The 20,476-nt window shown below is 39.0% G+C and carries 18 protein-coding genes; 1 reads left to right on the top strand and 17 read right to left on the bottom strand.

Features of this window, described 5'->3' with window-relative positions:
- Positions 1-64: 64 nt before the first annotated feature.
- From murG to ACFQZ9_RS06100, 17 genes are all read right to left on the bottom strand, one after another.
- Positions 65-1,168, bottom strand: coding sequence for a UDP-N-acetylglucosamine--N-acetylmuramyl-(pentapeptide) pyrophosphoryl-undecaprenol N-acetylglucosamine transferase (murG, locus tag ACFQZ9_RS06180; protein ID WP_498942767.1), 1,104 nt, complete (start codon positions 1,166-1,168; stop codon positions 65-67).
- Positions 1,169-1,378: 210 nt separating this feature from the next.
- The gene (gene spoVE / locus ACFQZ9_RS06175) at positions 1,379-2,443 is read right to left on the bottom strand and encodes a stage V sporulation protein E (RefSeq protein WP_498943594.1); all 1,065 of its coding nucleotides are present in this window, start codon (positions 2,441-2,443) and stop codon (positions 1,379-1,381) included.
- Between the two features lie 151 nt (positions 2,444-2,594).
- Positions 2,595-3,947 (bottom strand): Mur ligase family protein, encoded by a 1,353-nt coding sequence (murD, locus tag ACFQZ9_RS06170; protein ID WP_498942766.1) that lies wholly within the window; start codon positions 3,945-3,947, stop codon positions 2,595-2,597.
- On the bottom strand, positions 3,948-4,922 hold the full coding sequence (mraY, locus tag ACFQZ9_RS06165) for a phospho-N-acetylmuramoyl-pentapeptide-transferase (protein ID WP_198311141.1): 975 nt from the start codon (positions 4,920-4,922) through the stop codon (positions 3,948-3,950).
- Position 4,923: 1 nt separating this feature from the next.
- Positions 4,924-5,379: a hypothetical protein gene (locus ACFQZ9_RS06160; protein WP_498942765.1), complete on the bottom strand. Its 456-nt coding sequence runs from the start codon at positions 5,377-5,379 to the stop codon at positions 4,924-4,926.
- Positions 5,380-5,382: 3 nt separating this feature from the next.
- A complete protein-coding gene (locus tag ACFQZ9_RS06155) occupies positions 5,383-6,843 on the bottom strand; it encodes a Mur ligase family protein (RefSeq protein WP_498942764.1) in 1,461 nt (486 codons plus the stop codon).
- A 245-nt stretch (positions 6,844-7,088) separates the two neighbouring features.
- Positions 7,089-9,008 carry a stage V sporulation protein D gene (locus tag ACFQZ9_RS06150; protein WP_498942763.1) on the bottom strand — a complete coding sequence of 640 codons (1,920 nt, stop codon included), beginning with the start codon at positions 9,006-9,008 and terminating at the stop codon, positions 7,089-7,091.
- 111 nt (positions 9,009-9,119) lie between these two features.
- Positions 9,120-11,327, bottom strand: coding sequence for a penicillin-binding protein (locus ACFQZ9_RS06145; protein ID WP_498942762.1), 2,208 nt, complete (start codon positions 11,325-11,327; stop codon positions 9,120-9,122).
- Entirely contained in the window at positions 11,324-11,686 is a 363-nt protein-coding gene (gene ftsL, locus ACFQZ9_RS06140; protein WP_498942761.1) for a cell division protein FtsL, read from the bottom strand. Before ftsL ends, ACFQZ9_RS06145 begins: the two co-directional genes overlap by 4 nt.
- A 23-nt stretch (positions 11,687-11,709) precedes the next feature.
- Positions 11,710-12,642, bottom strand: coding sequence for a 16S rRNA (cytosine(1402)-N(4))-methyltransferase RsmH (gene rsmH, locus ACFQZ9_RS06135; RefSeq protein WP_198311135.1), 933 nt, complete (start codon positions 12,640-12,642; stop codon positions 11,710-11,712).
- A 62-nt stretch (positions 12,643-12,704) separates the two neighbouring features.
- Positions 12,705-13,136, bottom strand: coding sequence for a division/cell wall cluster transcriptional repressor MraZ (gene mraZ, locus ACFQZ9_RS06130; protein WP_026574786.1), 432 nt, complete (start codon positions 13,134-13,136; stop codon positions 12,705-12,707).
- A 146-nt stretch (positions 13,137-13,282) separates the two neighbouring features.
- Positions 13,283-14,917, bottom strand: coding sequence for a bacillithiol biosynthesis cysteine-adding enzyme BshC (gene bshC, locus ACFQZ9_RS06125; RefSeq protein ID WP_498942760.1), 1,635 nt, complete (start codon positions 14,915-14,917; stop codon positions 13,283-13,285).
- Between the two features lie 180 nt (positions 14,918-15,097).
- Complete coding sequence (locus tag ACFQZ9_RS06120; protein ID WP_498942759.1) at positions 15,098-15,493, bottom strand: DUF3397 domain-containing protein; 396 nt, start codon at positions 15,491-15,493, stop codon at positions 15,098-15,100.
- A complete protein-coding gene (locus ACFQZ9_RS06115) occupies positions 15,490-16,392 on the bottom strand; it encodes a 2-dehydropantoate 2-reductase (protein ID WP_498942758.1) in 903 nt (300 codons plus the stop codon). The genes ACFQZ9_RS06120 and ACFQZ9_RS06115 overlap by 4 nt, the downstream gene beginning before the upstream one ends.
- A 226-nt stretch (positions 16,393-16,618) precedes the next feature.
- Positions 16,619-18,160 (bottom strand): acyl-CoA carboxylase subunit beta, encoded by a 1,542-nt coding sequence (locus ACFQZ9_RS06110; protein ID WP_498942757.1) that lies wholly within the window; start codon positions 18,158-18,160, stop codon positions 16,619-16,621.
- A gap of 22 nt (positions 18,161-18,182) precedes the next feature.
- Positions 18,183-18,395: a biotin/lipoyl-containing protein gene (locus ACFQZ9_RS06105; protein WP_327835821.1), complete on the bottom strand. Its 213-nt coding sequence runs from the start codon at positions 18,393-18,395 to the stop codon at positions 18,183-18,185.
- Positions 18,396-18,408: 13 nt separating this feature from the next.
- Positions 18,409-19,746, bottom strand: a complete 1,338-nt coding sequence (locus ACFQZ9_RS06100) for an acetyl-CoA carboxylase biotin carboxylase subunit (protein WP_498942756.1) — start codon at positions 19,744-19,746, stop codon at positions 18,409-18,411.
- A gap of 252 nt (positions 19,747-19,998) precedes the next feature.
- Here ACFQZ9_RS06100 and ACFQZ9_RS06095 point away from each other — a divergent pair, with 252 nt between their 5' ends.
- Complete coding sequence (locus ACFQZ9_RS06095) at positions 19,999-20,469, top strand: N-acetyltransferase (protein ID WP_198311128.1); 471 nt, start codon at positions 19,999-20,001, stop codon at positions 20,467-20,469.
- The last annotated feature ends 7 nt before the right edge of the window (positions 20,470-20,476 follow it).

Raw genomic sequence — 20,476 nt, 5'->3', positions numbered from 1 at the left:
GTCCACTTAATCACCCTGACTTTCTAACCTTTTTTATTCAATTTATGCTTAAAGTGAATTTGGGCTACCTTAGTTTTTCGTTTGTTAGTTTTTTTATTAAATCCAAAAGCCTGTTGGCGGAATCTGGAACACCAATTTTCTTTGCTCTGGCCTTCATCTCTTTCAGTTTTTCCTTGTTTAATAAAATTTGGTCAATGCTCCCAACGAGACTTTTGTTATTCAAATCTTTTTCTAGCAATATTTTTGCTGCACCATTTTCGCTCAATGACCTTGCATTCTTTTCCTGATGATTATTGGTAACATACGGACTTGGGACAAGAATACTTGGAATCCCAAGTGAAGTAAGCTCTGCTAACGTGGTAGCACCTGCCCTTGATACTACTAAATCAATTCCAGAGAGTACTTCAGGCATATTATGAATAAACGGCTTAATGATGACATTACTTGGATTACCGATTAACTCCACTTCTTTTTTTACATCCTCAAAATGCACATCACCGGTTATATACAAAACCTGATATGATTTACTGCCAAATTCAGATAATGCTTTTACAACCGCATCATTAATTGGTTTAGCACCGCGGCTTCCACCAAAAATAAGGACGGCAGGTGCGGTTGCACTTAAGCCGGCTGATAATCTTCCTTTCACCCCATCTTGGCCAATCACTTCTGATGCCCGGGGGTTGCCGGTGAAAACAACCTTATCTATAGGAAAATATTCTTTCGCTTCATGAAAGCAAATAGCGATTTTATTTACATATCGGCTTAAAAACTTATTGGTCAAACCTGGCACGCTGTTTTGTTCATGGATAATGGAGGGAATCCCAAGTTTTGCGGCTGCATATACGACGGGACCACAAACATAGCCGCCCGTTCCAATCACAACATCCGGTTTAAACTCTTTCAAGATCTTTTTGCTATCTCGTGTTCCTTTGAAGAATCGAAAAATTGTTTTAATATTTTCAAAGGAGATTTTTCTCCTAAACCCAGTGATATGAATCGATTTAAAAGGAATTTTTTCTCTTGGAACAAGATTGCTCTCTAAACCATTTTTCGTTCCTATGTATAAAAATTCAGCATCTTTTGTCTGTTTTTGAATTTCTCTTATAAGAGCAAGAGCAGGATAAATATGTCCTCCCGTTCCGCCTCCGCTGACAACTATCTTCATAAATACACCTCATTAATAATTGCTGCCTACGTAATTACCTTCCTAATTACCTTCCTCATTCTACTATAAAAAACTATAAAATAAAGTCATTGATAAAAGAATGTTATGTAAATGTAAAGAAAACTCGCCGATTGGCGAGCCGTCAGGTGAAGATAGGGGCTGAGTTGCCTTATAGTGAAAAATACCCTGTTATTAAAACAGGGCATCTAATTAATATCTTGAATAACGGCTAATATTTAAAAGAACACCAATTGCCATTAACATTAAGGTCAGCGATGACCCTCCGTAGCTAAGGAATGGCAGTGTAATGCCCGTAACCGGCATCAGTCCTGTTACTACGCCGATATTGATCATGACTTGAATCGCAACCATTGCAATAATTCCAACGGCTAGGAAGCTTCCGTACAAGTCCGGAGCACCCAGCGCGATTCGAATCCCCCTCCAGAGGAGTAATGCAAACAGCAATAAGATAAATGAACCTCCGATAAATCCAAGCTCTTCAGAAAGGATTGCAAAAATAAAGTCCGTTTGCGGTTCCGGCAAGTAGAAAAACTTTTGCCGGCTTTGACCAAGCCCCAATCCAAACAAACCACCCGGACCAATCGCAAGCAGCGATTGGATAATTTGAAAACCGCTTCCAAGCGGGTCAGACCATGGATCAAGGAAAGAGGTAATCCGTTTAATACGATAAGGTGCCGAAGCAATCAACCCAACGAATCCGGCAACCCCCAGCAGCCCTAAAAAAGCAAAGTGACTAATGCGGGCACCTGCAACAAAAATCATTACCACACAAGTTCCTATCATTACTGTCCCCGTTCCAAGATCGGGCTGGAGCATAATCATAGCAAAAGCAATAAATGCAAGTCCAAGTGAAGGAATAAGCCCTTTTTTGAAGGAAGTAATAAATTTCTGCCGTTCAGATAAGTACTTCGCTAAAAAGGCAATCATTGCCAGCTTCATAAATTCGGATGGCTGAATTGAAAATGCCCCTACGCCAATCCAACTTCTTGAACCATTTCGAACATTACCAATCCCAGGGATCAAAACAAGGACCAATAAAACAAAACAAACAATTACGATCGTTTTTGCCCATGTCCTCCAAGTCCAATAATTGATGTTCATAATGAAAAACATTGCAGCGATTCCCACCCCTGCAAAAAGGGTTTGTCTTTTTGCAAAGAAGAAGGAATCATGAAATTTATATTCTGCCCATACAGCGCTGGCACTGTAAACCATTATCAGCCCAATGGCAAGAAGCGTGAAGGTTACAATCATCAAAATAAAATCAGGGGTTGTTCTCTTTGTCGGCACCACTAAACACCTCAACTACCAGTTTTAGGGCTTATAGCGAACCTCGGTGGAGAGCACTATGATTGTCTAACGCTAGCGACCGATAGGCGCCTTGCGCTTTCCTTTGGACAAGCCCTTACTTAAGCTTATGCACGGCTTCGATAAAAATGTCTCCCCTTACTTCAAAAGTTTTATATTGATCCCAGCTGGCGCATGCAGGAGATAACAAAATAACGTCACCTGATTCGGAATACTGATAAGCCACAGGCACGGCTTCCCCAACATTATCGACACGCTTCATCAATTTTATTCCAGCCTCTTTCGCAACACGTTCAAGCTTTGGAGCAGTTTGACCAAATGTTATTAACGCTTTAACATTCTTAAAATAGGGAATCAGTTCATCAAATTCATTTCCCCTGTCCAAACCACCTGCTAATAAAACAACGGGAGTTTTGAAAGCAGCTAATGCATTTACTGTAGCTAAAATATTGGTAGCTTTTGAATCGTTATAAAATTTACGCCCGTTAATTTCACTCACATATTGCAAACGATGTTTTACTCCTGTAAATGTTCTGAGTACTTCTTGAATGGCGAGATTGTCTACCCCGGTAAGCTTGGCTGCGGCAAGCGAAGATAAAATATTTTCAAGATTATGTACACCAGGCAGGGCAATATCTTTCACATCCATCACTTTTTCACCGTTAAAACAAATCCACTCACCACAAAGATAAGCCCCTTCAGATAATTCACTTTTCGTGGAAAATGGAATAATTTTAGCCCTGGAATGACGAGCAATTTCCATCGTTTCTTCTTGATCATAATTAACGATTAAATAATCATTTTCGGTTTGATTTCTTGTTATATTTGCTTTTGCCTTTATATATTCTTTTCTCGAGCCATGATAATCCAAATGAGCATCATAAATATTTGTGATAATTGCAATTTTAGGGGTGAATGCCTCAATCCCCATTAACTGAAAGGAAGATAACTCGATGACAATCGTATTTTCTTTCGTTGCCTCTTCTGCCACGCCTGAAGCCACTGTTCCGATATTCCCAGCAATCAGCGGCTGTTTTTTTCCTTCATTCAGCATTTCAAAACAAAGGGTTGTGGTCGTCGTTTTTCCATTTGTACCGGTAATCCCAATAAACGGCGCTTCGGAAATTTGGTAAGCCAGTTCAACCTCTGTAATGACAGGGATCCCTTTTTCAAGAGCCCCTTCAATGATTGGATTGTTATAAGGAATTCCCGGGTTCTTAACAATTAGTTCAAACCCATCATCAAGAAGCTCTACGGGATGTTCACCGCAAATAACTTTGATCCCCTCTTCTAACAATCCACGTGCTTCAGGGTTTTCAGATAATGGCTTTCGATCATTTACCGTTACAAATGCCCCAAGCTTATGTAAGAGTGCAGCAGCGGTCACCCCGCTTTTTGCAAGTCCGAGAACAAGAATCTTTTTATGACGATACGTCTCAATCTGTTTCAATTACAACCACACCTCGATATAGATTCCAAGAATCGCTAATATTAGTCCAACACTCCAAAAAGTAACAACAACTCGCCATTCAGACCAGCCAGCTAATTCATAATGGTGATGCAACGGGCTCATCCGGAAAATCCGCTTGCCTGTTGTTTTAAAAGAAATGACCTGCAGAATAACTGATAAGGTCTCAATGACGAATACTCCGCCGATAATAATGAGCAGAATTTCAAGCTTCGTTAGAATGGCAATAGCTGCAATCGCTCCGCCTAATGCAAGCGAACCAGTATCTCCCATAAAAACCTTAGCAGGATGCGCATTAAAAACTAAAAATCCTAACACTGCTCCAACAATGGCAACGGAAAAAATCGCTACCTCTACCTGCGATTGATTCCAGGCCAGCACAGCATATGCACCAAAAGCAATGGCCGCTGTACCTGATACTAATCCATCAAGTCCATCCGTTAAATTGACTGCATTGGAAAAACCCACAAGCCAAAAAATAATGAAAAAGACAAAGAACCAACCTAAATCAAAGGAGTAATCTCCAAAAGGTAAAGTAATCTCCGTCGGAAAATCATTTTGTTTATAAACAAAATAGAAAATGACTGAAATAATGATTTGTCCCAAAAGTTTTTGTCTGGACGTTAACCCTAAATTTCGCTTTAATACCACCTTGATAAAATCATCAAGAAAACCGAGTAAGCCAAAGCCGAATGTCACTAGTAAAAGTAAATAGGTTTTTACGGTTGGCGCAGAAAACTTTCCGGTCATCACTAGAGTGGTAATAATAATCGAAAATAAGATCATAATCCCACCCATTGTCGGTGTACCCGTTTTCTTTTGATGGGATTTCGGGCCTTCTTCACGAATGCTTTGTCCAAATTTTAACCTTCTTAAGAAAGGGATAAAAATGGGAGAAAGCAATACAGAAATTAGAAATGACATAATGATAGTAAATAAAATAACTTGCTCCAGCATTTTATCCCCTCCTTCCTTGACCAGCTACATTGAACTTATCTGATAATTTATTCAACATTACAGCAATATCATATGTTTGTTTGTTTTTGTTAAGAAGTTTTTTCGTTAAAAAATCAAATTTTGTTATATTCATTGTTTTTTCTGTTTCTCCATCTAATTTATCTATATATTGTTGTAGGATCATCCGCAGAGCTTCCTCCGGGTCTTCCACAAGAAAAACCGGAAAGTGGTTCGGAGTATAGCGCGGCAGCTGTTTTTCTTTATCCCAAATGGCAGCTATTGCCCCATTGGCAAGTGCCTCTTTTAGTTCACCTGATTCTTCACTGAGTGGTACAAAAATCCCTTTCGGCTGAATTGCTGCTGATTGGTCCGTTACCGTATAAAAAGTAAGAGTGGGATCATGTGCGCCCCGAACTTCATGAATGAAATTGGCAACATCATTATAAACTAAATACATCTCCTATCTCCCCTTGAGTGCATCTTGAGCTACAAGCCGGTCATCAAAATCATATACCTTGCTTCCAATAATTTGATAGGTTTCATGACCTTTACCGGCAATAAGAATTACATCACCTTCAGATGCACGTTCAACTGCTGCTTTAATTGCCATTTTTCTGTCGGGTATAACTTCGAAGCTTAAACCTTTTACTCCTGAAACCATATCATTAAGTATGGCCATAGGATCCTCACTTCTTGGATTATCTGATGTAAATATCGGGTCTGTTGCAAATTTGCAGGCAATTTGAGCCATTAGGGGTCTTTTCGTACGGTCCCGGTCACCCCCGCAGCCAACAACGACAAATATTTTTTTCTGGGCGAATTGCCGGACTGTTTTCAAAACATTTTCCAAGCTGTCCGGCGTATGAGCATAATCAACGATGATTGTAAAGTTTTGACCTTTATCAACGAGTTCAAATCTTCCCGCCACTCCTTTAATACTTTGAATGGATTGGATAATTTGCGTTATAGGCACGGCTGAAACGATTGAAGCTGAAACACTTGCTAACACATTATAAACATTGAATTTCCCTAAGAGCTGCATTTTAACCGGATATCTTTCCTTGTTGATGATTATTTCGAAGCTGGTGCCAAAGGACTTCATTTGAATATTTTCCGCCCGGATATCCGCATGGTTGTTAATCCCGTACGTAATGACATGCGCAGCCGTAGATTTTTCAAATAATACCGAAGCAGGTTCATCTGCATTCAATATGGCAAATTTCGGTTTGCTTTTTTCAAAGGTATTTCCAAGCTGGGAAAATAGCAAGCATTTTGCTCGATGGTAATCTTCCATGGTTTTATGATAATCAAGATGATCCTGGGATAAATTCGTAAAAACCGCAACATCATAATCACAGCCGTGTACCCTTCCCATATCTAAGGCATGGGAAGAAACCTCCATTACGGCTAGGTCAACATTGGCCTTGACCATTTGCTGAAAGTTTTTTTGCAATGTCAGACTATCAGGGGTCGTATTTTTGGTTCCGATTGTCCTGTCACCAATTTTTGTATACATCGTTCCAATCAAACCAGTTTTCTTCCCCGCATCTGCAAAAATCTTTTCAATTAAGTGACTAGTGGTGGTTTTCCCGTTTGTTCCGGTAATGCCAATTAAATGCATTTTTTTCGATGGCTGCCCGTAATAGGCATCGGCAAGGACCGCCATTGCACGGTGAGTATCCTTTACTAAAATAACCGGTACATCAAGTGGAAGTATTTTTTCGGCAAGAACAGCGACTGCACCATTCATAACAGCGGCTTGTGCATAATCATGACCATCCACTGTGTAGCCTTTAATACAAATAAATAAACTTCCCTTTTGCACCTTACGGCTATCATTTTCAATCGATGAAATTTCCGGATTGGCGTCCGAATAAGGGACTAATGAATGCAAATATTCAAGTAGGTTTTGTAGCTTCATGTTCTCTCAAATCCTCTCATGACCAGGAAGTACATGGCTGCCTAATTTGAAGAAGGTTAAAATTCTACTTCGAGTATTCCAGCTCCAGTGGCCCAGCCCTTAAAGTTGCTTTGGGACTAACCAGGCGCTTCTAGCTTTTCTTATTTTACATGAAAATAAAACCAAATTCCATTCTACCATTAATTGCAGCGGAAAAATAGGCGGCAGAATACATATTCCAGCCGCCTACCCCATTACTTTTATTTCTATTCACCATTGCCAAAATAAAGTCTAATTTTCGAACCCTCTTTTAATTTTGTTCCCGGTGCAGGGGATTGCCTTACCACTGTATCACCCTCACCACTTGCATCAATTTTCAAATTGATCATCTGTTCGCCAATTTCACTTTTTGTCATTCCAACCAGGTCTGGCAGTTCGATGACCGGGACATCATCCCAAGCCTTTTTCTTTTCAATTTGGTTTTTACGTGGCTCAACCCCCATGGCACGCAAACTATCCTTCATAATATTTCCAACAATCGGCGCTGTAACCTGGCCCCCGAATTGAACAACTCCCTTCGGATTATCGACAGCCACATAAACAACAAGCTGTGGGTCATCCGCTGGTGCAAACCCAATAAAGGAAACAATATGATTATTTTCTAGATAACGTCCATTTTGCGCTTTTTGGGCCGTTCCTGTCTTACCACCAATTCGATAAGAGTCAACAAATGCTTTACCGCCAGTCCCTTGGGCAACAACACTTTCAAGTGCATTGCGAACCTTTTTAGACGTTGCCTCTGAAATCACTCTTCGTTTTGCTACGGGTGAATTTCTCATAACCACTTCATTTGTTAAAGGATCATCAATCTCTTTCGCAATATACGGTTTATACAAAATTCCTCCGTTTATAGCCGCCGCAACCGCTGTAACCTGTTGAATGGGTGTAACTGATACCCCTTGGCCAAATGCCGTAGTCGCTAATTCAACCGGACCAACCCGATTTAAATTAAATAAAATCCCTGTACCTTCTCCTTGTAAATCAATTCCTGTCTTTTGGCCGAATCCGAAATCCTTTATATATTTAAACAATGTATCTTTACCTAGACGCTCTCCTAATTCTACGAACCCAGGGTTACAAGAATTTTGTACGACCTGTAAAAATGTTTCACTGCCATGCCCGCCGCGCTTCCAGCATCTAAGTCTCGCTCCAGCAACGGTAACATATCCAGGGTCGTGAAATTGATCCTTCTCTAAATTCACCTTTCCCTCTTCTAATGCAGCAGCAAGGGTAATAATCTTAAAGGTAGAACCAGGCTCATAGGTTGACCATACAGGCAGATTCCGGTTGTAAACCTCCTGCGAAACATTTCTAAAATTAGAAGGATTAAACGTAGGTCGGCTGGACATTGCTAAAATTTCACCATTATTAGGGTTCATAGCAATGGCTATGATTCCGTCAGGATTATACTTTGCCTCGGCAATATCTAACTCCCTTTCCACAATGGTTTGGATTTTCGTATCAATGGTTAATTTTAAATTCAAACCATTTTTAGGCGGTTCATAATCATCGGCCATATCATTCATCCGCTGTCCCTTTGCGTTTGCATAAAACTTTACGGAACCCCGGTCCCCGCTAAGTTCTTTATCATAATACTTCTCAAGTCCCATCAAGCCCTGGTTGTCCACTCCCGCAAAACCAAGAACATGTGAAAGATAGCTTCCAAATGGGTAATGGCGTTTAGAGTCCTCACCAATATAGATTCCATCAAGACCTAATGCCCTTATTTCTTTGGCCTTTTCATGGGAAATTTTCCTTCCTTCTTTGATTCTGACAATCGATTGTCCCTGGGTAATTTCTTTATAGGCCTTTTCCTTTGTTATATTTAACACGGAGGCAAGTTTTTCAGCCGTTTCCGCTGGGTTTTTAATTTGTCTTGGAACAACCCAAACCGTTGGAGCACTGACATTTGTTGCTAGCGGGACCCCATTTCGATCAACAATTTCTCCGCGCTCAGGCTCAAAGGGGATATTTCGGCTCCACGAATCTTTGGCTTTTCCAGTCAGCATATCACCAAGAATAAACTGTACATACCCAAGCCGGACATCGATAATTAAAAAGACAAGTATTCCAACGAAAAGTGCAATCATTAACCGTTTACGGACAGTTACATTTGAAACACGCATACTTTGAACGAGCCTCCTTTGTGTGGTCGTTCCATTTATATGCTTGTACAAAAAAAATTAGACCGTTAAGAAAAATGAAAACTCACCCTTTGATGAAAGGGCGAGTTTTCCTTAATCGCTAATATTTTGATCAGGGTTTTTTTCTTGACTGGCATCCTCTGTGTTTATTGACTGCTGCTCGGGAGTTTGCAATTGTACAATCAAATTATCTCCCTTTTTTAACGTAGCTCCAGGACTAATATTCTGCTTCACTACATAACCGCTGCCTGCAACGTTAAACTTCAAATTCGCTATTTTTGCAAGCTGCATAACATCACGGAGTGACCAGCCTGTCATATCAGGAGCAAACATCTTACCTTTCGTACCTAATATAACCTTTTCTCCTTCGAGAATGGTTGTTCCAGCTTTAGGAAGCTGAGTGGTTACATCCGATCCTTTTCCAAGCACAATCGGACTAAATCCTTGATTATTTAAATTTTTTACAGTTCCTGTTATTGCATCACCAGTGAAATTTCCAAGCTTAATCGGACTAGGCTTTTGAAGTTTTGATGGACGGATATTTAAGTATTGCAAACTATTTTTCATTACCGGTTTAAAAATCTCTGAAACAGGGCGTGAGCCAAATTCATAGTTGTCTACTTGCGGCTGTTGCACTGCAACATAAACAATTAATTTCGGATCATTTTTTGGCGCCATTCCAAGAAAGGAGAAGATATAATTCTGTGAACCTGTTAAATATCCCCCGCCATTTGGGTTTGGGATATTCGCTGTCCCGGTTTTACCAGCGACGCTATAACCATCAATTTTGTAGCGACCGCCTGTCCCATTTTTTGAAGTAACAACTGTTTCAAGATAATTACGAACAGTTTTTGCGGTTTCAGCAGTTATTGGTCTGGATACCACTTCAGGTTTGTTTTCTTTAATCGTTTTTCCGGTATCGTGATTGACAATTTTCTCTACTACATGGGGTTTCATCATTTTACCATCATTAGCAATCGATGTTGCTGCCTGAATTTGCTCAATTGGTGTTATCGCTGTACCTTGTCCAAAGGCTGTTGTTACTTTTTCGATTGGGTAATTATACTGAATTTTTCCTGATGCTTCATTGGGAAGATCGATTCCGGTCGGCCGGTCAAATCCGAATTTACTTAAATACTCTCGGAATTTCTCAAAGCCTAATTTTTCATGAGCTATTTTTGCAAAGGCAACATTCGATGAACGCTGCAAACCTTCTAAAAAGGAGATGGTTCCCCAGCCTGAATAATTATGATCATGTATCGCCGGTGACCTTGGAGAAACTTGATAGGATCCTGATTTATACAATTCATTCGGGTTGAAAACCCCTTCATTCACCGCTGCGGCAAGCGTGAAAATCTTCATGGTCGAACCAGGTTCATATGAGGTTTCAATGGCTTCATTATGCCAGCTGTCCGTAATGCCTTCTTTCGTTTTCGGGTCAAAAGACGGACGCTGCCCCATCGCTAAAATATCACCTGTTTTCGGATCTGCTACAATTGCAATAATTTTTTTCGGATTATATTCCTTTGCAACCTTATTCATGGCATCTTCTAAAAATGTTTGGATTTTCTGATCTATTGTTAAATAAACATCATCCCCATCCTTTGCAGGGGTGATGTTTTCCTTTTTATCCGGAAGTATATAGCCCCATAAGTCACTTTCGTAATTTATTTTTCCATTTGAGCCTGTTAGGTAATTATTTAGAGATTTCTCAATTCCCATCTGTCCTACTATTTTATTATCTTTTTTTTCATCAGGGTCAGCATATCCTACTAAATGAGAGGCAAATATCCCGTTTGGATAGAAACGCTTCATTTGTGGGATAAAGGTAATACCCGGAAGCTTTAAAGCCTCAATTTTCCTTTTCGTTTCAATCGAGATATCTTTTCCGGCAGAGCCAAATTGAACTTCAAACAATTTTTGGGTTAATCTACTATAAATCTCAGACTCATCCATATCAATATATTTGGCCAATTCTTCTGCAGTTTTATGCGGATCCTTAACATGCATGGGATGTTTCGGGTCCGTCGTCATCTTTTTACTTAAAATGGCAAGAAGTGTATAAGAAGCGGTGTCTTCTGCGACGACTTCTCCGTTTCGATCATAAATAATCCCTCTGGAGGCTTCAAGTGTTCCGACCCTTGTATATTTTTTCTGTGCCTTCGCTGCAAGCGGCTGACCGGCAGCTTCCCCGGATATTTCGATTGAAAAATATCGGAAAAGCAATATAAAAAAGAGCAGGCCGAATATTCCAAATAAACAGGCTGCTCCAACATTCATATAGGGCTGTTTCTTAATCATTTTTGCACAACCTTGACGTTATTTTCGTTTAAAACGAGTCCCATTTCCTTTGCTTTTTCATAAATACGTTCATACGTACTTAGTTCGCTAACTTGTACTTTTAAGTCATTGTTTACTTTCTTTTGCTTCTCAATTGATGTTTCAGTTTCTTGAATCGATTTGTTCACCTGCCATATTTGCGACTGGTTCGAAATCATATGAACAGCACCAAAACAAACCATACCGGCAAACGCAATCCCGAGTACTTTTTCCCCGGGTGTAAGCCAGGACTTATTAACTTTTACTTTTTGTTTTAGTTTTTCTTGAACGGTTTCAGTCACTTGTTGCTGCTCTTGATATTTCCTGGCAAGATTACTCAAATTTTTTCCCCTCCAGCAATTTTTTATATTTTTTCTGCAATACGAAGCTTCGCAGATCGGGCACGATTGTTTTCTTCGAGTTCTTCTTCAGAAGGAAGAATGGGTTTTCGAGAGATTAATTTTAGCGTTGGTTTGTATTGATCTGGAATAATTGGTAAACCATGGGGCAAATCAGGGGCCTCGCTTGCCTTTTTAAATGCCGCCTTACAAATTCGGTCCTCTAGCGAGTGGAAGGTAATCACACTGATTCTTCCTCCCGGATTTAATATTTCCATTGCTTGGTTTAATGATTGTTCAAAAACGGATAGTTCGTCGTTCACTGCAATTCTTATCGCCTGAAAAACCCTTTTGGCTGGATGCCCGCCTTTTCTTCGGGCAGGTGCAGGGATTGCGTCCTTTATTAATTCAACCAATTCCGCTGTTGTCTCAATTGGTCTGGATTCTCGTGCTGCTTCAATTTTCCTTGCAATTTGCTTAGAAAATTTCTCCTCACCATAGCGAAAAAAGATTCGAACTAAATCTTCATACTCCCAGTGATTCACGACATCATAGGCCGAAGTGTGTGCATCACGATCCATTCTCATATCTAATGGGGCATCATGATGATAGCTAAATCCTCTTTCCGGTGTGTCCAGCTGCGGGGATGATACACCTAAATCATAAAGAACACCATCAACTTTCCTAACTCCTAAGGCTTCGAGCTCATCCTTTAAATATAAAAAATTGCTTTTTATAATCGTCAATTTTTCAAGATTAGACGATAACTTTTCTTTGGCATTCGCAATCGCCACTTCATCCTGGTCAAAGGCAAATAATCTTCCCTCTGCCCCTAATTTCGAAAGTATGAGCGAACTATGTCCTGCTCCGCCTAACGTACAGTCAACGTAAATGCCATCTGGCTTAATATTTAAGCCTTCCACCGCTTCGTTTAATAACACTGTTGTATGTTCAAACATTTTCCAATTCTCCTTATCGAATGAAACGATATATAATAAGTTATGTTTATATAACTTTTCCATTATATATCAAAGCCAATCATATTTTCTGCAATCTCAGCAAAAGAATCCTCGGATTGCACAAAATAGTCTTCCCAAATCTGCTTGCTCCAGATTTCAATTCGATTGGAAACACCTAGGACAACACATTCTTTTTCTAATTTTGCATATTGAAGTAATGGGGCAGGAATATTAATCCTTCCTTGCTTGTCCAACTCGCTTTCAGTTGCACCAGAGAAGAAAAATCGAGTAAAAGCACGGGCATCTTTCTTAGTAAGTGGTAAACCTTTAAGTTTTTCTTCTATCACTTTCCACTCTGTTAATGGGTAACCAAACAAACATTGATCCAAACCCCTCGTGATAATGAACATTTCACCAAGATCATCACGGAATTTGGAGGGCACGATGATACGGCCTTTATTATCGATGCTGTGATGGTATTCACCCATGAACATACCCGCTACCCCCACTTTCTATATAAAATGTACCACATTCCCCCACTTTCCTCCACTTATTTTTACTATTCGTTCTTAAGATTTAAAATCCCTTTAAAACTTGTAATATTTATCAAAAAAAAGAAACTTCACAAAACGGGAAGTTTCTACATTTTAATTATTTTATGCCGTCCATCAAACTCAAAGCTTAATTGCATTACATCATTGATTAGATGGAGTCCATAGTGATTTAAATAATAAAACACATTCCAGGTTCTCTCCTGCGGGAACCCGTCAGGTCTTAATGAAAGATCCACACGTCCATATTTCCTTAGGACAACATCGTGTTTTAATTTTACCGAATCATCCAGTTTCTTTTGCATAAATTCAATTTCTTCTACAAGCTTTTTCTCATTTTTCTTTAATAATGGCAAAAGTCCTTTATCAAGCTGGGCAGTCTTTGCCTCAATCAGACGGTATTGCTGAGCCAATTGTTCTTTTGCTGCTAAGAATAGTTCTTCAGCTTCTTTATCTTTTATTGAGCCAAGAAACAATTCTTTGTCGGTTGTTGTCCCCTTGGTTAAAACAGTAGACAAAGTTAAATTTAGTTCATTCATGTCCGTTTCAACAGAGCGGTCAAGCAGGGTAATATTCAACCTTGGCACAATCGGGGGCATTTTCATATTAAAAAATTCAAAAACAAGCTTTAATTCTGCCCAATAAGAAATTTCCCCCGGGCCAGCAATGAATGCAATGGTTGGGAAAAGTAATTCCTGCATTAAAGGTCTTGTTACCACATTATTGCTCAACCTGCCGGGTTCTTTGGCTGCAATCTCCACTAATTCTTCTTTCGTAAAGGAGAGGACCCCACTTTTCCCCACAAATCGGTCGATTTCCAGATTATATTCCAGAAGAATTCGTTCGTTCATTCTTTCATCGTAATAGAATAGATTCGCAGCCTGATCATGTGCTTCAATCGTTATCGGGTAACCCTTTTGACTAATCAAATCCTGCTGTTTTAGCAAAGAATAAGTAATCGATTTATGATGATTAATTTGTTCTGTCAAGAATTCTTTTTGGATCTGGCGGAAAAGCTGGTTACCTGAATCAACAATTAACAAGCCGTAATCTTTAAACATTTCCATGACAATGTTTGCAAAAAAGTCTACAAACGTATCCGATTTGCTTATTTGCTCTTCAGCAAATGCGATAAGACGATTGGTATGATTGGTTTCACCAAAGTTTTCAATCACATTTCGTACCCATGCAAGACATACATCTTTATCCAAGTGAATATCAGAAACCATTTTCTTTTGAAAAACTTTCTCTGGATAAATCCATTTATCCATTCGGTTTTCTACCGGAACAAAAACGTGATTTACTTCCTGAAAATCATGATCCTCACCGGCAATCCAAAAAACAGGAATAACAGGTACACCAAGCTGTCTCTCTTTTTGCTCAGCTAATTTAATGATGGAAATAACTTTATGTATCGAATAAAGTGGTCCCGTTAGTATTCCTGCCTGCTGCCCGCCAATGACAACTACACTTTTAGGATTTAACAGTTTTTCAAGTGAATTTTCCACTGCCTTTGAAGAGGGATATTTCTTAATGAACTCTCTAATGTGTGCAGTTAATTCTGCGCGGGGGAAGCTTCGATTTTTCAACTCTGTTAATCGATCCTGGTCGTCGGATATTTGATTATAACGATAGTGGAAAAATGATTGTATATCAGCTGCCTGCTCCAAATAATTAGAAGCAAATCGGTTTACAGCCGGTAAAGAGAGATTTAAAATCTCCATTTATGTACATCCTTTCTAATCAACCATATTCATTCCTTAAGAGTATAGCATTAACCACTCTTTTTCAAAAAAAACTTTGCTTACAAAAATTCTTGAAAACAAAATTTTTTATGAGAAGACTGTGTTAAAAGTTATTTTTCATTTAATAACAACGTTGATTGGAGCGGAAATCAACACTGCCTATGAAAAAAAGGTAAAAGTCAGGGCCCGATGAATCAAACCATAAAATGTAAGAGCCATGTAGACAAGAAAAAAGAGAATAAAATTGCACCTCCAAAATCCCTTCAACACTTTACCAAATAAAATTTCACCTTTTATTTTCCAATGAACCACCACAAAAGTCATTGCTATTAGAATCAACACTATTATTATTAACCAGAAAAGGGATTTCCCCCAAATGGTTACGATTAAAAAATGAACAGCAATAATAAATAAGAGGGTCGTAAAATCTAAAGCCTTATGGACAGATTTACGTTTACTCTTTGTGATCATCCTAAATATAATATAAGCCGCAACAAATCCTAATGGCGGTAAAACAAAAAGGACTGATAAAACAGTTGAAATAAACGTAATCATTTCAAACCACCTTTTCCAAGCTCTTTCCCATTTAAAAGGAGATAGAAGCTTTCAATTAAAGGAACCTTTTTGAACTCCTCATTTGCCTTTTCCAATAAGAAACCTAAAATTGCATCCACTTCAGTTTTTCGATTTGCTTCAATATCCTTTAGCATAGAAGAACGATTATCGGCTGTTTTATGACAAATATCGATTATTTTCTTCAAATGAATATCGGGGTTTTCTATATTTAATAGAATTGAGATTTCATTAAATAAATGAACAACATTTTTAAAATAATATTCATTTTTAATTAATTCACCATTTTTCACCCCAAGGATAGCTGTTAATGGATTTATAACCGAATTGACAATTAATTTATTCACCAGCATCTTGTAAAAATCTTCGTTCATCACAATTGGAAATTCGCTAGGTGCGGTTTCGGTTAATGCTGTTAACACATAAGTATCTCCGCGAAAGACAGCAACATTCGTTATACCCTCTCCATTATGGCTGACAGTAAAAGCATCTTCCCTGTATGCGCCATGTTCAACTGATCCGACAGAAATCTGTGTTTCTCTAAGTGTTTCTAGATGCTTTAAATGCCCCATTCCATTTTGTAAAAATAACAGGTTTTTTGGAGGTCTTGGTAGTCTATTTATATTTTTAATAATCTCTTCTAGATGGTAGGATTTTACCGTAATGATGATAAGATCTTCCGTTCCTTCCCATTTACTTAATGGTAAAGCACGGACCAAGGCTTGAGTCCTTTTAGTGTTCTTTTTTAAAATAATTCCGTTTTTTTTAATTTCCATTGCTTGTTCTTCTGTTCGTGTATAAAGTGTAACCGTAAAAACACGACTCAAATAAGATGCAAATAATAGACCAAGTGATCCGGCACCAATAATTCCAATTTCCAAGCATATCCCTCATTTTTTCACTTTTCTATTATTTTATCAAAAGGTTATACACATGGTAAGAAAAATCCCTTTTCACCAAAAGTGAAAAGGGACTTTGTACTGTCTAGCTCCAGCGCCTAGGGGCTCTATGGTCTACAGCCAATCCGTCAAGAAGGTTAAAAAGCAACCTTCTCGCCGGCTCGTCTTATGCTTGTCACCCCTAAGCAAGACGCTTCCGCATTTCTATTTAGACTGGATACACCGGATGTTTCCGAACGCTGAATGTTAATTCTTTTGTCTCGTAATAATCAAAACGCTGAATTAATACATCCCGCAATTCCTCCGGGGCAACAATTTCATCCACAATTAACTCCGAGGCAAGCTTATAAATATCAATACTTTCTTTATATTCTTTGTGCTTTTCCTGAACAAAAGCGATTTTCTCTTTTGGATCGGCAATTTCTTTTATTTTATTTGAATAAACTGCATTTACAGCTGCTTCTGGACCCATTACAGCAATTTGTGCCGTTGGTAAAGCGATACAGCAATCTGGCTCAAATGCAGGGCCAGCCATTGCATAAAGTCCGGCACCATATGCTTTTCTCACAATGACAGAAATTTTAGGAACAGTTGCCGAGCTCATTGCGGCAATTAATTTAGCCCCATGGCGGATAATTCCGGCCCGCTCTACTTTTGTTCCAATCATAAAGCCTGGGACATCAGCAAGGAACAATAAAGGGATATGGAAGGCATCACATAGTTGAATGAATTTTGCTGCTTTATCAGCAGAATCAACAAACAGAACGCCCCCTTTTACCTTTGGCTGATTGGCGATAATTCCAACTGCCCTGCCGTCGATTCGCGCCAGACCCGTAATAAGCTCCTCCGCAAACAGCTTTTTAATCTCATAAAAACTTCCCTCATCCACTAAGCAGTCAATACATTGGTGCATATCAAAGGGGGCATTTTGATTTTCCGGAATTATCGCTTCTAGTTCACGGCCTTCCTTTGGCGCAATTCCAGCAATCAACTTTGTTTTTTCTTTAAAGTTTGCAGGAAAATACCCGATATATTTTTTTGCTGATTCTATCGCTTCTTCTTCACTATAGACAAGAACATCGCCACAGCCGCTTACCGAACAATGCATTCGGGCTCCGCCCATTTCTTCAAGGCTTACCTTCTCACCGATTACCTTTTCCGCCATGCGCGGCGAACCAAGATACATGGAAGCATTTTGATCCACCATAATAACGATATCGCAAAATGCCGGAATATAGGCCCCTCCTGCCGCTGAGGGTCCAAAAAGAATACAAACCTGTGGAATCATACCGGAGAGCTTTACTTGATTATGAAAAATCCTACCCGCGCCGCGTCGATTTGGAAACATCTCTAACTGGTCGGTGATTCTCGCACCAGCAGAGTCAACTAAATAAAGTAATGGAACCTTTAATTTTTCAGCGGTTTCTTGAATACGAATGATTTTTTCAACCGTACGCGCTCCCCAAGATCCAGCTTTTATCGTTGAATCATTTGCCATAACACAAACTGTTTGGCCGTTTATCTTTCCAATCGCACAAACCACCCCATCGGCCGGTAGATCTCCCGCTTGGAAATTAGCAAATTTCCCGTCTTCTTCATATACTCCTTCATCGAACAATAACGCAAGCCTCTCACGTACAAACAACTTGTTTTGTTCCTTTAGCTTCTCGTGATATCTTTTCAGCCCGCCAGCCTCAATTTTTTTTCGATTTTCGGTCAATCGTTCATTCAATGTATTGGGTGTTGCCATTGTTCTCCCCCCTTATCAGCTGCTATTCGATTACAAGTAAAACATCGTCTTCATTAACAAAATCACCAATGCTCACTTTACATTCTCTAACAATTCCTTCTGTAGGACTTTCAATCGGGATTTCCATTTTCATTGATTCGAGCATTAAAACCTCCTGCCCCAATTTCACATTTTCACCGTTTGAAACAAAAATATTTAAAATGGTACCAGCCATAGAAGCAGTAATTTCTCTCATACTCATTCTCTCCTTAGTTTTTTAATTGTTTTGTTAAGAAATTTGTTGTATAGATACCCTTTTTAAAATCTTCATTCGCCAGTATTTTTAAGAAAAGCGGCGCGTTTGTTTTAATTCCATCAATTTTTAGGCTTTTAAAGAATCGTTCTGCAATTATTAATGCTTGATTGCGAGTATCCCCATGGAAAATACATTTCGCTATCATTGGGTCATAAAAAGGAGTTACAGTACCTCCGCTCACATAACCGGCATCTACCCGGACACCTTGCCCATTTTCCCACTCAAAAGTTGCAATTTTACCCGGTGATGGCAAAAAACACACAGGGTCTTCCGCATAAAGACGGAATTCAATGGCATGCCCCTCTAAAGTGATTTCAGATTGAATTTTTGGAAGCTTTTCTCCCTTTGCAACTAAAATTTGCCACCTAACAAGGTCTAGTCCAGTGATTTCTTCTGTAACAGGATGTTCTACCTGAAGTCTTGTATTCATTTCTAAAAAGTAGAAGTTTTCTTGTTCGTCCACTATGAATTCAATTGTCCCGGCATTAGTGTAGTCAACAGCTTTTGCTGCCTTAACAGCCGTATCATACATTTTTTCGCGGATTTCATTGGAAAGGAAAGGAGAGGGAGATTCCTCGACCACCTTTTGGTGTCTTCTTTGAATCGAACAATCCCTTTCATATAAATGAACAATATTTCCATGTATGTCACCAAAAACTTGTATTTCAATGTGTCTTGCGTTTGCAATATATTTTTCGATAAAAACCTCATCTGAGCCAAAATAAGCCATTGCTCTCGACTTTGTCGATGCATAGGCTTTTCCGAGCGCTTGCTCATTTTCACATAACACCATTCCGATCCCCCCGCCTCCGCTACTTGCTTTCAGCATTATGGGGTATCCAATTGTTGCAGCTAAGGAGCATGCTTCTTCAAGTGTCTTTAATCTATGAGCGCTTCCCGGAACCACGGGAACACCAGCGTGTTCCATTGTTTGCCGAGAAACAATTTTATCCCCCATCAGCTCAAGGGTTTTCGGTTTGGGACCAATAAAAATGATTCCTTCCTCAATTGTTCTCAAGGCAAATCCGCTATTTTCGGATAAAAATCCATATCCCGGATGAATGGCATCCACCTTTTCTTCTTTCGCAATAGCTAAAATTTTTTCAACTTGCAGATAGGATTTAGTAACTGGAGGCTCACCAACATACACTGCCTTAGATGCGGCTTTAACATAGGGCATTTCCTTATCGGCATCTGAAAAAATTGCAACTGTTTCAATCCCCATCTCATGGCAGGTTTTAATAATCCGAAGTGCAATCTCTCCCCTGTTGGCTATTAAAATTTTTTGCACATGATTACCCCTTTCTAAAACCCTTTAGTCCATCCATCATTATATGTTTCTACAACCTTAACGAAATTTCCTGCAAACTTTGAAAACGCTTCCCGAAGTTTTAATGTAGGAAATTTTTATAATTTTGTTATATAATAAATGTAGTAGTTCGGTTTTAATAATTCAAAAATTATCTCATTTCCATGTTATTCAGTATCACTTGAAGATATACGGATGATGTATCCAATCACTTTCTTTTTAGGGGGTTCCTTTATGGGGTCAAAAGTTGAAAAATTAAAAATCAATTTTAAAACACTTGAAGAATTTAAAAAGTTTAAGCAGTATGGGATTCAAGAGTTATCTATGCTAGAAGATTTAGAAGCAAATATGGTGGAAGATCATAGTGATTCACCATTTTATGGTATTTATTTTGGAGACAAACTAGTAGCACGAATGAGTTTATACCAAATTGATGCGAAATTTGACCGTTATTTCTATCCACCACAAAATTATTTAGAGCTTTGGAAGCTAGAAGTACTGCCTGACTATCAAGGTAAAGGCTACGGCAAGCAGCTTGTAGAATTTGCAAAAAGCTTTGGTCTGCCTATTAAAACAAATCCTAGAGTTCATTCAAGTGAATTTTGGAATAAGATGGAATTTGATGCTGTTGAGTATGATATGGAACGCGACCGCGGTGAAAATCCACTTGTATGGTATCCTGCAGGTGTAGAAGCACAGCATTAAAATAAAA

Origin of the sequence: Neobacillus sp. GCM10027624, assembly GCF_042675345.1 — a bacterium.
Lineage (GTDB): Bacteria > Bacillota > Bacilli > Bacillales > Cytobacillaceae > Neobacillus > Neobacillus cucumis_D.
The sequence above is the reverse complement of the archived record's forward strand: the minus strand, read 5'-3'. Positions and strand labels throughout refer to the sequence as shown.

Bases quoted from the DNA above. Each gene is read 5' to 3' on its own strand.
- murG (WP_498942767.1), bottom strand. From the start codon at position 1,168: ATGAAGATAGTTGTCAGCGGAGGCGGAACGGGAGGACATATTTATCCT.
- spoVE (WP_498943594.1), bottom strand. From the start codon at position 2,443: ATGATTGTAACCTTCACGCTTCTTGCCATTGGGCTGATAATGGTTTAC.
- mraY (WP_198311141.1), bottom strand. From the start codon at position 4,922: ATGCTGGAGCAAGTTATTTTATTTACTATCATTATGTCATTTCTAATT.
- ACFQZ9_RS06160 (WP_498942765.1), bottom strand. From the start codon at position 5,379: ATGTATTTAGTTTATAATGATGTTGCCAATTTCATTCATGAAGTTCGG.
- ACFQZ9_RS06155 (WP_498942764.1), bottom strand. From the start codon at position 6,843: ATGAAGCTACAAAACCTACTTGAATATTTGCATTCATTAGTCCCTTAT.
- ACFQZ9_RS06150 (WP_498942763.1), bottom strand. From the start codon at position 9,008: ATGCGTGTTTCAAATGTAACTGTCCGTAAACGGTTAATGATTGCACTT.
- ACFQZ9_RS06145 (WP_498942762.1), bottom strand. From the start codon at position 11,327: ATGATTAAGAAACAGCCCTATATGAATGTTGGAGCAGCCTGTTTATTT.
- rsmH (WP_198311135.1), bottom strand. From the start codon at position 12,642: ATGTTTGAACATACAACAGTGTTATTAAACGAAGCGGTGGAAGGCTTA.
- mraZ (WP_026574786.1), bottom strand. From the start codon at position 13,136: ATGTTCATGGGTGAATACCATCACAGCATCGATAATAAAGGCCGTATC.
- bshC (WP_498942760.1), bottom strand. From the start codon at position 14,917: ATGGAGATTTTAAATCTCTCTTTACCGGCTGTAAACCGATTTGCTTCT.
- ACFQZ9_RS06120 (WP_498942759.1), bottom strand. From the start codon at position 15,493: ATGATTACGTTTATTTCAACTGTTTTATCAGTCCTTTTTGTTTTACCG.
- ACFQZ9_RS06110 (WP_498942757.1), bottom strand. From the start codon at position 18,160: ATGGCAACACCCAATACATTGAATGAACGATTGACCGAAAATCGAAAA.
- ACFQZ9_RS06105 (WP_327835821.1), bottom strand. From the start codon at position 18,395: ATGAGAGAAATTACTGCTTCTATGGCTGGTACCATTTTAAATATTTTT.
- ACFQZ9_RS06095 (WP_198311128.1), top strand. From the start codon at position 19,999: ATGGGGTCAAAAGTTGAAAAATTAAAAATCAATTTTAAAACACTTGAA.